The sequence below is a fragment of the Streptomyces sp. NPDC001700 genome (assembly GCF_053596435.1).
Genome location: NZ_JBSFGE010000024.1, coordinates 30,603 through 44,779, shown reverse-complemented (window position 1 = coordinate 44,779; position 14,177 = coordinate 30,603). Strand labels below are relative to the sequence as shown.

14 protein-coding genes and 2 tRNA genes are annotated in these 14,177 nt (G+C 71.0%); 10 read left to right on the top strand and 6 right to left on the bottom strand.

Going from position 1 to position 14,177, the window contains the following annotated elements; translation table 11 throughout:
• Positions 1-154 precede the first annotated feature (154 nt).
• The gene (locus ACWC5C_RS33070; RefSeq protein WP_450881509.1) at positions 155-1,312 is read left to right on the top strand and encodes a Leu/Phe/Val dehydrogenase; all 1,158 of its coding nucleotides are present in this window, start codon (positions 155-157) and stop codon (positions 1,310-1,312) included.
• Between the two features lie 435 nt (positions 1,313-1,747).
• Positions 1,748-2,008 carry a DUF3073 domain-containing protein gene (locus tag ACWC5C_RS33065; protein ID WP_385444015.1) on the top strand — a complete coding sequence of 87 codons (261 nt, stop codon included), beginning with the start codon at positions 1,748-1,750 and terminating at the stop codon, positions 2,006-2,008.
• A 134-nt stretch (positions 2,009-2,142) separates the two neighbouring features.
• On the opposite strand, the gene purM is transcribed toward ACWC5C_RS33065, so the two are convergent.
• The 3 genes from purM to ACWC5C_RS33050 all read right to left on the bottom strand — a co-directional run bounded on the left by purM (position 2,143) and on the right by ACWC5C_RS33050 (position 5,521).
• A complete protein-coding gene (gene purM, locus ACWC5C_RS33060) occupies positions 2,143-3,213 on the bottom strand; it encodes a phosphoribosylformylglycinamidine cyclo-ligase (protein WP_385444013.1) in 1,071 nt (356 codons plus the stop codon).
• A gap of 48 nt (positions 3,214-3,261) precedes the next feature.
• Positions 3,262-4,821: an amidophosphoribosyltransferase gene (gene purF, locus ACWC5C_RS33055; RefSeq protein WP_450881506.1), complete on the bottom strand. Its 1,560-nt coding sequence runs from the start codon at positions 4,819-4,821 to the stop codon at positions 3,262-3,264.
• A gap of 94 nt (positions 4,822-4,915) precedes the next feature.
• Positions 4,916-5,521, bottom strand: a complete 606-nt coding sequence (locus ACWC5C_RS33050) for a sterol carrier family protein (RefSeq protein WP_450881504.1) — start codon at positions 5,519-5,521, stop codon at positions 4,916-4,918.
• Positions 5,522-5,626: 105 nt separating this feature from the next.
• Between ACWC5C_RS33050 and ACWC5C_RS33045 the strand changes: the two genes are divergently transcribed.
• Entirely contained in the window at positions 5,627-6,025 is a 399-nt protein-coding gene (locus tag ACWC5C_RS33045; RefSeq protein WP_450881502.1) for a nuclear transport factor 2 family protein, read from the top strand.
• Positions 6,026-6,083: 58 nt separating this feature from the next.
• Here ACWC5C_RS33045 and purL read toward each other — a convergent pair whose 3' ends face one another.
• Genes purL through purS form a run of 3 tightly spaced genes read right to left on the bottom strand, consistent with a single transcriptional unit; the run spans position 6,084 to position 9,285 of the window.
• Positions 6,084-8,333, bottom strand: a complete 2,250-nt coding sequence (gene purL / locus ACWC5C_RS33040) for a phosphoribosylformylglycinamidine synthase subunit PurL (RefSeq protein ID WP_450881500.1) — start codon at positions 8,331-8,333, stop codon at positions 6,084-6,086.
• Positions 8,330-9,010 (bottom strand): phosphoribosylformylglycinamidine synthase subunit PurQ, encoded by a 681-nt coding sequence (purQ, locus tag ACWC5C_RS33035; RefSeq protein ID WP_450881498.1) that lies wholly within the window; start codon positions 9,008-9,010, stop codon positions 8,330-8,332. The genes purL and purQ overlap by 4 nt, the downstream gene beginning before the upstream one ends.
• The gene (gene purS, locus ACWC5C_RS33030; protein ID WP_385444003.1) at positions 9,007-9,285 is read right to left on the bottom strand and encodes a phosphoribosylformylglycinamidine synthase subunit PurS; all 279 of its coding nucleotides are present in this window, start codon (positions 9,283-9,285) and stop codon (positions 9,007-9,009) included. Before purS ends, purQ begins: the two co-directional genes overlap by 4 nt.
• A gap of 314 nt (positions 9,286-9,599) precedes the next feature.
• On the opposite strand from purS, the gene ACWC5C_RS33025 reads away from it, so the two are divergent.
• The 7 genes from ACWC5C_RS33025 to ACWC5C_RS32995 all read left to right on the top strand — a co-directional run bounded on the left by ACWC5C_RS33025 (position 9,600) and on the right by ACWC5C_RS32995 (position 14,110).
• A complete protein-coding gene (locus tag ACWC5C_RS33025) occupies positions 9,600-9,917 on the top strand; it encodes a histone-like nucleoid-structuring protein Lsr2 (protein WP_361484002.1) in 318 nt (105 codons plus the stop codon).
• A gap of 115 nt (positions 9,918-10,032) precedes the next feature.
• Positions 10,033-10,104, top strand: a tRNA-Gly gene (locus tag ACWC5C_RS33020).
• A gap of 78 nt (positions 10,105-10,182) precedes the next feature.
• Positions 10,183-10,258 (top strand) — tRNA-Gly (locus ACWC5C_RS33015).
• Between the two features lie 139 nt (positions 10,259-10,397).
• Positions 10,398-11,384, top strand: a complete 987-nt coding sequence (locus tag ACWC5C_RS33010) for an ABC transporter ATP-binding protein (protein ID WP_450881495.1) — start codon at positions 10,398-10,400, stop codon at positions 11,382-11,384.
• Entirely contained in the window at positions 11,381-12,199 is an 819-nt protein-coding gene (locus tag ACWC5C_RS33005; RefSeq protein ID WP_450881493.1) for an ABC transporter permease, read from the top strand. The genes ACWC5C_RS33010 and ACWC5C_RS33005 overlap by 4 nt, the downstream gene beginning before the upstream one ends.
• Before the next feature lie 22 nt (positions 12,200-12,221).
• The gene (locus ACWC5C_RS33000) at positions 12,222-13,493 is read left to right on the top strand and encodes a sensor histidine kinase (RefSeq protein WP_450881491.1); all 1,272 of its coding nucleotides are present in this window, start codon (positions 12,222-12,224) and stop codon (positions 13,491-13,493) included.
• Positions 13,490-14,110, top strand: coding sequence for a response regulator (locus ACWC5C_RS32995; protein ID WP_450881489.1), 621 nt, complete (start codon positions 13,490-13,492; stop codon positions 14,108-14,110). Before ACWC5C_RS33000 ends, ACWC5C_RS32995 begins: the two co-directional genes overlap by 4 nt.
• Positions 14,111-14,177: the final 67 nt, after the last annotated feature.

The following is a 14,177-nucleotide window of genomic DNA, read 5'->3' as shown; positions in this document are numbered from 1 at the left end:
CCACCGCCAGGAGTTGCCTACCCCCTGCTCACGGCATCGTCCCACGACCACCATCCGGACTCGTCGGGGACATGGCCGCTCCCGCGCCCTCCCAGGGCTTACGCTCGTGCCCACCGGCCCTCCCCACCAGCACGGAGGGCGCCTTACCCGACCTATGGGAGTCACCACCGTGACCGACGTACGTCACACCGTCAGCGTCGACGGTCCGACGGAGAGTCGCGTGCCGAACCCTCTCTCACCCCTGTCGATACTGTTCCGCTCCGATCTGGGCGGCCATGAGCAGGTCCTGCTGTGCCAGGACAGGGAGAGCGGCCTGAAGGCCGTCATCGCGCTCCACTCGACCGCCCTGGGCCCCGCCCTCGGCGGCACCCGCTTCCACGCCTACAGCGCCGAGGAGCACCCCGAGGAAGCGGCGGTCCTCGACGCCCTCAACCTCGCCCGCGGCATGTCCTACAAGAACGCGCTGGCCGGGCTCGACCACGGCGGCGGCAAGGCCGTGATCCTCGGCGATCCCGAGGAGATCAAGACCGAAGCGCTGCTGCTCGCCTACGGCCGCTTCGTGGCCTCCCTCGGCGGCCGCTACGTCACCGCCTGCGACGTGGGCACCTACGTCGCCGACATGGACGTGGTCGCCCGCGAGTGCCCCTGGACCACCGGCCGCTCCCCCGAGAACGGCGGCGCGGGCGACTCCTCCGTACTGACCGCCTACGGCGTCTTCCAGGGCATGCGGGCCAGCGCCCAGGCCTCCTGGGGCGCGCCCACGCTGCGCGGCCGCCGGGTGGGCATCGCGGGCGTCGGCAAGGTCGGTCACCACCTGGTGGAGCACCTCCTCGAAGACGGCGCCGAGGTCGTCGTCACCGATGTGCGCGCCGAGTCGGTCGACCGCGTGCTGGCCCGCCACCCCCGGATCGAGGCGGTCCGGGACACCGGAGCGCTGATCCGCGCCGACCTCGACGTGTACGCGCCCTGTGCCCTCGGCGGCGCGCTGGACGACGACACGGTGCCCGCCCTGACCGCGAAGGTGGTGTGCGGCGCGGCCAACAACCAGCTCGGCCACCCGGGCGTCGAGAAGGACCTCGCCGACCGCGGGATCCTCTACGCGCCGGACTACGTGGTGAACGCGGGCGGTGTGATCCAGGTCGCGGACGAACTGCACGGTTTCGACTTCGAGCGGGCCAAGGCCAAGGCGTCAAAGATCTTTGACACAACTTTGGCCATTTTTGATCGGGCCCGGACCGACGGGATTCCGCCCGCGGCCGCCGCCGACCGGCTCGCCGAACACCGGATGGCGGAGGGCCGCAACGCCCCCTGAGAGGTGCCTGAGCAGCGCCTGAGCACGGCCTGAGCGCCGCCCGGGGGACACCTGGGCGTCGCCCGGGCGCCGCTTGAGTGACGCTCGGGGATGCTCTCGGGATGGTTCGACAGGCCGTGCGGGAAACGGGAGAACGCCCCTCGGAGCGGGCCGTAACGCCCCGTGCGGGGGGCCTCGGCGAGAGATCCCTCACGGCCCGTCGGCGGGTCGGCCCCGGAGACAGGTTAAAATCGCAGCTGACCAGCGGGGACGGGGCTCCCCGCGGGTTCTGCACCGTGGCACGTCGTGTGGGCGACGTACCGTATGGCCACAGAAGCAGGTACCGTTGAAGCCCTACGGACCGGTCTCTCTTAGGGGAGTCCGCTCCGATTCATGAACGTGAACGCGTGTCAAGACTCTGGGGCCGTCGAGCCCCGTCGTTGAGGGGGTCGAGCCATGGGGCGCGGCCGGGCCAAGGCCAAGCAGACGAAGGTCGCCCGCCAGCTGAAGTACAACAGCGGCGGGACGGACCTCTCACGCCTGGCCGAGGAGCTGGGCGCATCGCCGCAATCGAACCAGCCGCCGAATGGCGAGCCGTTCGAGGATGACGATGAGCTGGACGATGACCCGTACGCACAGTACGCGGATCTGTACAACGACGATGACGACGAAGACGACGACCGGTCGGATCCGTCCGCGCAACGTCGCCGCGCCTGACGGTGTATCCCCGCAACCGCGGGGCTGATCCACACACCGTTCCGGGCGCTCGGCAATCGCCGCACCTCCGCCGGTCCGGGGCATCCCGCCTCGGACCGGCTTCTGTGCTGTCCGCGCACCCGGCGCGGGCCAGCTCAGCTCGCGTAGTCACCGGTCAGCGTCACCGCTTCCGTGTCACCGGCCGAACGGTCGGTGATCTCACCGCTGACCCAGGCGTCGACCCCGCGGTCCGCCAGGGTCGTGAGCGCGGCGTCCACCGACTCGCCCGGCACGACGGCCATCATGCCGACGCCCATGTTGAGGGTCTTCTCCAGCTCCAGCCGCTCCACCGAGCCGAGCCGCCCCACCAGGTCGAAGACCGGGCCTGGGGTCCAGGTCGAGCGGTCCACCTCCGCACGCAGGCCGTCCGGGATGACCCGGGCCAGGTTGTTGGCGAGCCCGCCGCCGGTGATGTGCGAGAAGGCGTGCACCTCGGTCGTCCGGGTGAGCGCCAGGCAGTCCAGCGAGTAGATCCGGGTCGGCTCCAGCAGCTCCTCCCCCAGCGTCCGGCCCAGCTCCGGAACCTCGCGGTCCAGCGCCCAGCCGGCCCGGTCGAAGAGCACATGGCGGACGAGTGAGTACCCGTTCGAGTGAAGTCCGGACGAGGCCATGGCGATCACCGCGTCCCCCGTACGGATGCGATCCGCGCCCAGCACCTGGTCGGCCTCGACCACGCCCGTACCGGCCCCGGCGACATCGAAGTCATCGGCGCCCAGCAGCCCCGGGTGCTCGGCGGTCTCGCCGCCGACCAGCGCGCAGCCCGCGAGGGCACAGCCCTCGGCGATGCCCTTGACGAGGGCGGCGACCCGCTCCGGGTGGACCTTGCCGACGCAGATGTAGTCGGTCATGAACAGCGGCTCGGCGCCGCACACCACGAGGTCGTCCACGACCATGCCGACCAGGTCGTGGCCGACCGTGTCGTACACGCCCATGCGGCGCGCGATGTCCACCTTGGTGCCCACGCCGTCCGTCGCGGACGCCAGCAGGGGGCGGCGGTAGCGGGCGAGCGCGGAGGCGTCGAAGAGGCCCGCGAAGCCGCCGAGGCCGCCCACGACCTCGGGGCGGGTGGCCTTCTTGACCCACTCCTTCATCAGCTCGACGGCGTGGTCGCCCGCCTCGATGTCGACGCCCGCGGCGGCGTAGCTGGCACCAGTGGTCTCAGACATGACCTTGGGATCTTTCGTTTCGGGAAGCGCGTACGAAGGCCGGCGGCCTTAAGGCCGGCGGAGCGCGTCGGCACCGCCGACACCGGCGGTCAGCGTCCGCACACCGTCGGCGTCGGCACTGCTCGGGACCGAGGTCTCGGCCTCCAGCAGATGCTTGCCCAGCAGCTCCGGGTCCGGCAGGTCCATCGGGTACTCGCCGTCGAAGCAGGCGCGGCACAGATTCGGCTTGGCGATCGTGGTCGCCTCGATCATGCCGTCCGTGGAGATGTACGCGAGGGAGTCGGCCCCCAGCGACTTGCCGATCTCCTCGGTCGACAGACCGTTGGCGATCAGCTCGGCGCGGGTCGCGAAGTCGATGCCGAAGAAGCAGGGCCACTTGATGGGCGGGCTGCTGATCCGGATGTGCACTTCGAGCGCACCGGCCTCGCGGAGCATCCGCACCAGGGCGCGCTGGGTGTTGCCGCGGACGATCGAGTCGTCCACGACCACCAGCCGCTTGCCCCGGATGACCTCCTTGAGGGGGTTCAGCTTCAGCCGGATGCCGAGCTGCCGGATGGTCTGCGAGGGCTGGATGAAGGTCCGGCCGACGTAGCTGTTCTTGACCAGCCCGGAGCCGTACGGAATCCCGCTCGCCTCGGCGTACCCGACGGCGGCCGGGGTGCCGGACTCCGGCGTCGCTATGACGAGGTCCGCGTCGGCCGGGGCCTCCTTGGCCAGCTTGCGGCCCATCTCGACGCGCGAGAGGTAGACGTTGCGGCCCGCGATGTCGGTGTCGGGGCGCGCCAGGTACACGTACTCGAAGACGCAGCCCTTGGGCCGGGCGTCGGCGAAGGTCGTGGAGCGCAGGCCGTTCTCGTCGATCGCGACCATCTCGCCGGGCTCGATCTCCCGGATGAAGGACGCGCCCACGATGTCGAGGGCCGCCGACTCGGACGCCACCACCCAGCCGCGCTCCAGGCGGCCGAGCACCAGCGGGCGGATGCCCTGGGGGTCCCGGGCGGCGTACAGCGTGTGCTCGTCCATGAAGCAGAGGCTGAAAGCGCCCTTGACCTTCGGGAGCACGATCGGGGCGGCCTGCTCGACGGTGAGCGCCTTGCCGTCCTCGTCGACCTGCCCCGCGAGCAGGGCGGTGACCAGGTCGGTGTCGTTGGTGGCCGCGACCTGGGTGGCCCGGCCCTTGTCTCTGGGCAGGGCCTCGACCAGTTCCGCCAGCTCGGCGGTGTTGACCAGATTCCCGTTGTGGCCCAGCGCGATCGAGCCGTGGGCGGTCGCCCGGAACGTCGGCTGCGCGTTCTCCCACACCGAGGCTCCGGTGGTGGAGTAGCGGGCATGACCGACCGCGATGTGGCCCAGCAGGGAGCCGAGGGAGGTCTCGTCGAAGACTTGCGAGACCAGACCCATGTCCTTGAAGACGAGAATCTGGGAGCCGTTGCTCACTGCGATACCCGCGGACTCCTGACCGCGGTGCTGCAGCGCGTACAGCCCGAAATAGGTGAGTTTGGCGACCTCTTCACCCGGCGCCCAGACTCCGAAGACGCCGCAAGCGTCCTGGGGGCCCTTCTCACCGGGGAGCAGGTCGTGGCTGAGTCGTCCGTCACCACGTGGCACGGCATCGAGTCTAGGCCAGTTCGGCGGTGCGGCCGAACGAGGGACCCGATGGGGGGCGTATGTCACATTTACCGATGCCCGCGCCCGGCCCCGTTCAGCGCCCGCCGGACCCGCCCTGACCTGCGATGTCTCCATCCGGACCGAGCACGGGGAGATATCCGGAGAGGTCGGCGCGCTCGCCGCTCGCCATGACGTCGGCGGCCTCCAGCGCCTCGGCCCAGCCGATCCGTCCGGCGGCCAGCCGGACCCAGGTCAGCGGGTCCGTCTCGACGACGTTCGGCGGGGTGCCGCGGGTGTGCCGGGGCCCCTCCACACACTGCACGACGGCGAACGGCGGGACGCGCAGCTCGACCGACCCGCCGGGCGCCTCCGCCGCGAGGGCGTCGGCCAGCACCCGGACGGCGGTGGCCAGCGCCTGGCGGTCGTACGGCACGTCCAGGCCCGTGGCCGCCGCCAGATCGTCGGTACGGACGACCAGCTCGGCGCAGCGGGCGGCCGGCCGGTCATCGTCTTCGGCCTCGGTCGGCAGCCGCGCGATCAGCTCGCGGACCGTTCGGCCGCCGGTCCGGGTGGGCGCCCCGAGCCGCTCCTCGTCCAGCCCGCGCACGGCGTCCTGGATGTGCCGCAGCTGCGCGGCCACGGCGGCGCGGGTCTTGGCGGGGTCGTACGTACGGGCGCGGGCGCGGGCACGGGGCGGCATGGCGCCGAGCCTAGCCCCCGAGGATGTCGACAGCCGGGCGTGGCCGACGGAGGATGGATAGAGGGGATAAAGAGCCATCTATGGGTACGAAAGGTGTGAATGACCATGGCCGAGCACCCCGATGCCACCGTGGTGCGGCGTGCGTGCACCGCGTTCCAGCAGGGCGACCTGGACACCCTCTCCACGCTGGTGACGGCGGACGTCGTCCAGCATGTGCCCGGTGACAACGCGATCTCCGGACATCACAAGGGCCGCGACGCGTGTATGAACCTGTGGCGCACCGAGTACGAGGAGACCGGTGGCACGCTGCGGGTCGACCTGCAGACGGTGATGCCCGACGGGCGCGGGCACGTGATCTCCGGCCACCACGTCCGCGCCGAGCGCGGCAACCGCACGATGGACATGGAAACCGGGCTGTTCTTCACCATCGTGGACGGGAAGATCACCGACATCGACCAGTGCGTCGAGGACATCGACGCCGCCAACGCCTTCTGGGGGAAGTGACCCCGGAGCACGCGCGTGGCCCCGCCGCCGGGGCGGGGCCACGCGCGGGTGCTCAGCCTCAGGCCAGCAGGGCCGGGATGGTCGCCTCGTAGGGCTCCCGCAGCTCCGCCAGGGGGATCGAGAACTGGCCCTGGACGTCGATCGTCTCGCCGTCCACGACACCGATCCGGGTCGCGGGGAGCCCGCGCGCACCGCACATGTCGTTGAAGCGGATCTCCTCGCTGCGCGGCACGGACACCACGGCCCGGCCCGCGGACTCGGAGAACAGCAGCACGAAGGGGTCCGTGCCGTCGGGGACGACGATCCGGGCGCCCTTGCCGCCGCGCAGGCACGACTCGGTCACGGCCTGGATGAGGCCGCCGTCCGACAGGTCGTGGGCCGCGTCCACCATGCCGTCGCGGGAGGCCGAGATCAGGATCTCAGCGAGCAGCCGCTCGCGCTCCAGGTCCACCTTCGGCGGCAGTCCGCCGAGGTGGTCGTGGACCACCTGCGACCAGGCCGAGCCGCCGAACTCCTCGGCGGTGTCGCCGAGCAGGTAGAGCAGCTGGCCCTCCTCGGCGAACGCCATCGGCGTGCGCCGCGCGACGTCGTCGATCACGCCGAGGACGGCGACGACGGGCGTCGGGTGGATGGCGGTCTCCCCGGTCTGGTTGTAGAGGGAGACGTTGCCGCCGGTGACCGGGGTGCCCAGGGTCTGGCAGCCGTCCGCCAGGCCCCGGGTGGCCTCCGCGAACTGCCACATGACCGCGGGGTCCTCCGGCGAGCCGAAGTTGAGGCAGTTGGAGATCGCGAGCGGCTTGGCGCCGGACGCGGCGACGTTGCGGTACGACTCGGCGAGGGCGAGCTGCGCGCCCGCGTACGGGTCGAGCTTGGCGTAGCGGCCGTTGCCGTCGGTGGCGACGGCGACGCCGAGCCCGGTCTCCTCGTCGACCCGGACCATGCCGGAGTCCTCGGGCTGGGCGAGGATCGTGTTGCCCTGCACGAAGCGGTCGTACTGGTCGGTGACCCAGGACTTGGACGCCTGGTTCGGGGAGGAGATCACCCGCAGCACCTGCGCGCGCAGCTCGTCCCCGGTGGCCGGGCGGGGCAGCTTGCCCGCGTCGTCGGCCTGGAGGGTGTCCTGCCAGTCGGGGCGGGCGTACGGGCGCTCGTACACCGGGCCCTCGTGGGCGACGGTGCGCGGCGGTACGTCCACGATCTGCTCGCCGTGCCAGAAGATCTCCAGCCGCTCGCCGTCGGTGACCTCACCGATCACGGTGGCGATGACGTCCCACTTCTCGCAGATCTCCAGGAAGCGGTCGGCCTTCTCCGGCGTCACGATCGCGCACATGCGCTCCTGCGACTCGCTCATCAGGATCTCCTCGGGGGAGAGCGAGGAGTCGCGCAGCGGCACGGTGTCGAGTTCGACCCGCATGCCGCCGGAACCGGCGCTGGCCAGCTCGCTGGTGGCGCAGGACAGACCGGCGCCGCCGAGGTCCTGGATGCCCTCGACCAGGTCTTCCTTGAAGATCTCCAGGGTGCACTCGATGAGCAGCTTCTCCTGGAACGGGTCGCCGACCTGGACGGCGGGGCGCTTGGTGGGCTTCGAGTCGTCGAAGGTCTCAGAGGCGAGCACGGAGACGCCGCCGATGCCGTCGCCGCCGGTGCGGGCGCCGTAGAGGATGACCTTGTTGCCCGTGCCGGACGCCTTGGCCAGGTGGATGTCCTCGTGCTTCATGACACCCACGCACAGGGCGTTGACCAGCGGGTTCCCCTGGTAGCAGGGGTCGAAGACGACCTCGCCGCCGATGTTGGGCAGGCCCAGGCAGTTGCCGTAGCCGCCGATGCCCGCGACGACGCCGGGCAGCACCCGCTTGGTGTCGGGGTGGTCGGCGGCGCCGAAGCGCAGCGGGTCCATGACGGCGACCGGGCGGGCGCCCATGGCGAGGATGTCGCGGACGATGCCGCCGACGCCGGTGGCCGCGCCCTGGTAGGGCTCGACGTACGAGGGGTGGTTGTGCGACTCGACCTTGAAGGTGACCGCGTACCCCTGGCCGACGTCGACCACGCCCGCGTTCTCGCCGATGCCGACGAGCAGGGCGTCGGTCTCCGGGGCCTTCTCGCCGAACTGCCGCAGATGGACCTTGCTCGACTTGTACGAGCAGTGCTCGGACCACATGACGGAGTACATGGCCAACTCGGCGCCGGTGGGCCGGCGCTCCAGGATGGCGCGGATGCGCTCGTACTCGTCCTGCTTCAGTCCCAGGTCGGCCCAGGGCTGCGCGGTGTCCGGGGTCTGGGCGGCGTGCTTGGTGGTGTCCAGGGTCATGCGCTGACCAGCCTCTTGAGGATCGAGGTGAAGAAGCCGAGACCGTCCGTGCGACCGGTGCCGATCAGCGGCTCGACGGCGTGCTCGGGGTGCGGCATGAGGCCGACGACATTGCCCTCCGCATTGGAGATCCCGGCGATGTCGCGCAGGGAGCCGTTGGGGTTCAGCTCCTCATAGCGGAAGACGACGCGCCCCTCGGCCTCGAGTTCATCGAGGACGCGCTCGTCGGCGACATAGCGGCCGTCGATGTTCTTCAGCGGGATGTTGATCTCCTGGCCCTGCTCATACGAGCGGGTCCAGGCCGTCTCCGCGTTTTCCACTCGCAACTTCTGGTCGCGGCAGATGAAGTGCAGATGGTTGTTCCGCAGCATCGCACCGGGCAGCAGATGGGTCTCGGTGAGGACCTGGAACCCATTGCAGATGCCAAGCACCGGCATACCCGCCTTCGCCTGGGCGATGACGGTCTCCATTACCGGGGAGAAGCGGGAGATCGCGCCGGCTCGCAGATAGTCGCCGTACGAGAAGCCGCCCGGCAGGATCACCGCGTCGACCTGCTGGAGGCCCTTGTCGCGGTGCCACAGCGGTACGGGTTCGAGACCGGCGATACGGACCGCGCGCTGGGTGTCGCGGTCGTCGAGGGTTCCGGGGAAAGTGACGACTCCGACGCGTGCGGTCACGACTCCGCCTTTGCGGTGGCGTCGGCCTCGGCGGCCTCGACCTTCACATCGAAGTCCTCGATCACGGTGTTGGCGAGGAAGGTTTCGGCGATCTCGTGGATACGGGCGAGGGCGGCGTCGTCGACCGGACCCTCCACTTCGAGTTCGAAGCGCTTGCCCTGACGGACGTCGGCGATGCCCTCGAAACCGAGGCGGGGCAGTGCGCGCTGCACCGCCTGGCCCTGGGGGTCGAGGATCTCCGGCTTGAGCATGACGTCGACTACGACGCGTGCCACTGGCACTCCCGATGGTGTGGTGCTGGTGCGTAAGGCGGTGGCCCAAGCCTACCCCGCGACAAAATCTACGCGAGTAGATAACCTTTCGAGGTCACGCTCGCGCATCATCGGAGACTCAACCGCGACAACTACCAGGGAAAGATCCAGCAAAAACACGTCGTCCGGATTGTGATGTGACACGCTGACGGAATTACCGGGGCTTCACAATGCAATGCCGGTCGCTGTACAAATGAAAAAGCATTGTTCGCTAACAACTGGACAGCTGACATCTTTGCACGTCAACGCAACGATGCAGCCCGAAAGGACCGATATCCGTGGCACAGCGCGTAGTAGTCACGCTCTCCGATGACATCGACGGAGGGGCTGCCGAGGAGACGGTCACGTTCGGTCTGGACGGCAAGTCGTACGAGATCGACCTCACCTCCGCCAATGCGTCGAAACTTCGCGACACCCTCGCCCCGTTCGTGGAGGCGGGCCGCAAGCGGTCCCGCTCCGGCAAGACCTACCGCCGCACCTCGGTGGCCCCGGACCCGGCCGCGGTGCGCGCCTGGGCCCGGTCGCACGGCATGGAGGTGCCGCCGCGCGGACGCATCCCCAAGAAGGTCTACGAAGCCTTCAACGAGTCCCGCTGAACCACTCGTTCAGGCGGCGTTCAGCCGAGTTGCACAACACCCCGGGTGGTCCGCTAGAGTCTGGAGCACGCCGAGGGGCGAGGCCGAAAAGCCAAAGCCCCGAGGAACACACCATGCGGGTGTAGCTCAGTAGTAGAGCGCCCCCTTTCCAAGGGGGAGGCGCAGTGTGCGATCCCTGTCACCCGCTCTCATCACTCTTCGTTCACCTTCGGGAGATCCGGTAGAGTGTTGCGCGCGCCGATCGGTGAAAGCCGGTCGGAGGCATGCGGACGTAGCTCAGTTGGTAGAGCGCAACCTTGCCAAGGTTGAGGTCGCGAGTTCGAACCTCGTCGTCCGCTCCACAGAGGCTTGAGGCGCCGGTCGAATCGACCGGCGCCTCAAGCCTTTTGGTGTCCGGCCCCGCGCCCCGATGACATTTGTCATCGGGGCTGATGACAGCGCGCACTACAAGCGCTCCCCGGGCGGCGACAGCCTGGATCCATGGATGTGACAGAGAGCGCGATCGCGGTCGACGGGCTGCGGCGGAGGTACGGGCCGAGCGGAGCCCGGGGGTACGACGCGGTGCGGGGCGTCTCGTTCTCGGTGGCGCGCGGGGAGCTGTTCGCGCTGCTGGGGACGAACGGCGCGGGCAAGACCTCCACCGTCGAACTGCTGGAGGGGCTCGCCGCCCCGACCGGCGGCGCGGTCCGGGTCCTCGGCCACGACCCGTACCGGGAGCGGGGGAAGGTGCGGCCCCGGATCGGGATGATGCTCCAGGAGGGCGGCCTGCCCTCCGAACTGACGGTCGCCGAGACCGCGCGGATGTGGGCGGGCTGCACCAGCGGCGCCCGGCCGGTCGGGGAGAGCCTGGAGCTGGTGGGGCTGTCGGGCCGGGCGGACGTACGGGTCAAGATGCTCTCCGGCGGCGAGCGGCGGCGGCTGGACCTGGCGCTCGCGCTGCTCGGCCGCCCCGAGGTGCTGTTCCTCGACGAGCCGACCACCGGGCTGGACGCCGAGGGCCGCCGGGACACCTGGGCGCTGGTGCGCGCCCTCCGCGACCAGGGCACCACGGTGCTGCTGACCACGCATTACCTGGAGGAGGCCGAGGCGCTGGCCGACCGGCTCGCGATCATGCACGCGGGGCGGATCGCCACCTCGGGGCGGGTCGCGGACATCGTGGCCGCGCGGCCCTCGCGGCTCTCCTTCACCCTTCCCGACGGTGTCTCCCCCGGCGAACTGCCCCCGCCCGTCGCGCTGGGCGCCCTCGAACGGGACTCGATGGGCCAGGCCGTACGGCTGCGCACCCACGATCTGCAGCAGACCGCCACCGAGTTGCTGCTGTGGGCGCGGCAGCGGCGGATCGGGCTGAGCGGGCTCGACGCCCGGTCGGCCTCGCTGGAGGAGGCGTTCCTGCACATCGCGAGCACCGTCGACACCGAACAGGACGACACGGCACAGGTCAGCACGGCACAGGGGGTAGCGCAGTGACCACCACGACCACCACGCGAGCCGCGGGCGCCACGACCGCCACCGCCGCACCAGTCACCGCGCGGCGGCGGGTGTTCGCGCTGGCCCGCGGCGAACTGACCCTGCTGGCCCGCAACAGGGCCGCGCTGACGTACGCGCTGCTGCTGCCCGGCATGCTCACGTACAGCATGAAGACGGCCGTCGACGAGGTCGACCTCAAGGGGACCGGGCTGGACCTGGGCACGATGCTGCTGCCCGGTTCGATCGGCATGGCCCTGGTCCTGGCCGTCTACATGAACCTGGTCGGCGTCTATGTGATCCGCCGTGAGGAACGCGTCCTGAAGCGGCTGCGCGCCGGGGAGCTGACCGATCAGGAGATCCTGGCCGGGTCCGCGCTCCCCGCCGTTCTGCTCGGGCTCGCCCAATGCGTGCTGCTGGTGGTCTCGGTGAGCGTCGCGCTCGACATCTCCGCGCCGAAGGCCCCGCAGCTGGCCGTCATCGGTATCGCGGCCGGTGTGGTGCAGATGGTGATGCTGGCCGCCGCGACCGCCGCGTTCACCAAGACCGCGGAATCCGCGCAGCTGACCCCGGTGCCGATGATGATGATCTCGATGGTGGCCTGCGGAATGTTCGTGCCGCTTGAGGTGATGCCGGACCAGGTGGCCTCGGTGTGCGAGCGGTTGCCGCTGACCCCGGTGATCGACCTCGTACGGGCGGGCTGGACCGGCGACATGAGCGCGGGCGAGGCCCTGGGCGCCCTCGCGACGGCGCTGGCCTGGACGGTGCTGGCAGGGTGGGCCGTGCGGAAGCGGTTCCCCTGGGAACCGCGGCGCTGACGAGCGAGGGGATTCGGGGTTCGTGATAGGGCGATGGCGCAGGGGCACCCGGCTGACGCGGGTGGAGCTGTTCACCCGGTGGACGCTGTACGCGGTCCCGTGGTTCTTCCAGCTGGGGGCGACCGACGTGCTGAGGCTGCGGGACGCGCCGCCCCCGCTGATGTGGTCGCTGCTGGGGCTGTCCGTGGCGCAGAACCTGCTCACCATGGCGCTGTTCCGGCAGGGGCTCGACCACTATCTGCACGGCCGCCCGGTGGGCCCGCGACTGCCCGCGCTCTCCGCCCTCCTGGCCGCGGTGGGGCTGGCCGCCGGGCTGGTGCTCCAGGCGACCGGCGAGCCGTACGACTCGGCGTCGGCCATCCGGTTCGCCGTGCTCAGCGTGGGGCCGTTCGCCTTGGGAAGCGCGCTGCTGATGCCGGTCCGTACCTTCGTCGCCCTGCACGCGGGGATCGCGGCGGCGGTGGCCGTGGCGGAGGCCGCGGTCCTGCCGGGGGCCGCCGCCGCGGTGGGGTCCGTCTTCGGGCTCGCCATCACCAGTGGCCTGAGTCTGTTCACGGTCCGCTGCTCGGGGTGGATCCTGCACGTGATGTACGAGGTGGACGCCAGCCGGGAGGTGCAGGCGCGGCTGGCGGTCGCGGAGGAACGGCTGCGGTTCGGCCGTGACCTGCACGATGTGATGGGCCGGAACCTGGCGGTGATCGCCCTCAAGAGCGAGCTGGCGGTGCAGCTGGCCCGCCGGGAGCGGCCCGAGGCGGTGACCCAGATGGTGGAGGTGCAGCGGATCGCGCACGAGACCCAGATGGAGGTCCGGGGCGTGGTGCGCGGCTACCGGGAGGCGGATCTGCAGGTGGAGCTGGCCGGGGCGCGCTCGGTGCTGCGGGCGGCCCGGGTCGACTGCCGCATCGACTGCCCGGCCGAGGACGGCGGCGAGGCGCCGCTGCCCGAGGCGGTGCGGTCCGCGCTGGGGTGGGTGGTCCGTGAGGGGACGACGAATGTGCTGCGGCACGCGGACGCCGCGCGGTGCGCGGTCCGGGTCCGGGTGCGGGCGGGGACGGCGGTGCTGGAGATGGAGAACGACGGGGTGCCCACGGGTTCCCGGACCGGTACGGGGGCCGGTACCGGGGCGGCGGGGAACGGGGCTGCGGAAGCCGGGGCCGGGGCCGGCGGAGGCAGCGGGCTGAAGGGGCTGCGGGAGAGGCTCGCCGCGCTCGGCGGCACGCTGGAATCCGGTCCCGGCGACGGCGCCGGGACGTACCGGCTGCGGGCCGAACTCCCGCTGGAGGGCACCGCATGAACGACGCCGGGGTGATCCGGGTGCTGCTCGCCGACGACGAGCATCTGATCCGCGGCGCGCTCGCCGCGCTGCTGTCCCTGGAGGACGATCTGCAGGTGGTCGCCGAGGCCGCGTCCGGTCCGGAGGCGCTGGCGATGGCGCGGGCGCACCGGCCCGATGTGGCGGTGCTGGACCTCCAGATGCCGGGCCGGGACGGGGTCGGGGTCGCGGCGGAGCTGCGGTCCGAGCTGCCGGACTGCCGGACCATGATCGTGACCAGCCATGGCAGACCGGGCCACCTCAAGCGGGCGCTGGAGGCGGGGGCGCGGGGGTTCGTACCGAAGACGGCCTCGGCGCAGCGGCTGGCCGAGATCATCCGTTCGGTGCACGGCGGCAGCCGGTACGTGGACCCCGACCTGGCCGCGGACGCGATCAGCGCGGGCGACTCCCCGCTCACCGCGCGCGAGACGGAGCTGCTGGATCTGGCGGCCGACGGGGCGTCCATCGCGGAGATCGCCCGGCGGGCCGCGCTGTCCCCGGGGACGGTACGGAACTATCTGTCCGCGGCGGCGGCGAAGCTGCACGCCGAGAACCGCCACGCGGCGTCCCGCGCGGCGCGCGAGCGCGGGTGGCTCTAGGGGGTCTTGTGGGGGTTTGCTCCGGGTGGTGGTGGCGGCGGCCGGAGGTTTGGTTATAGTAGAGGCG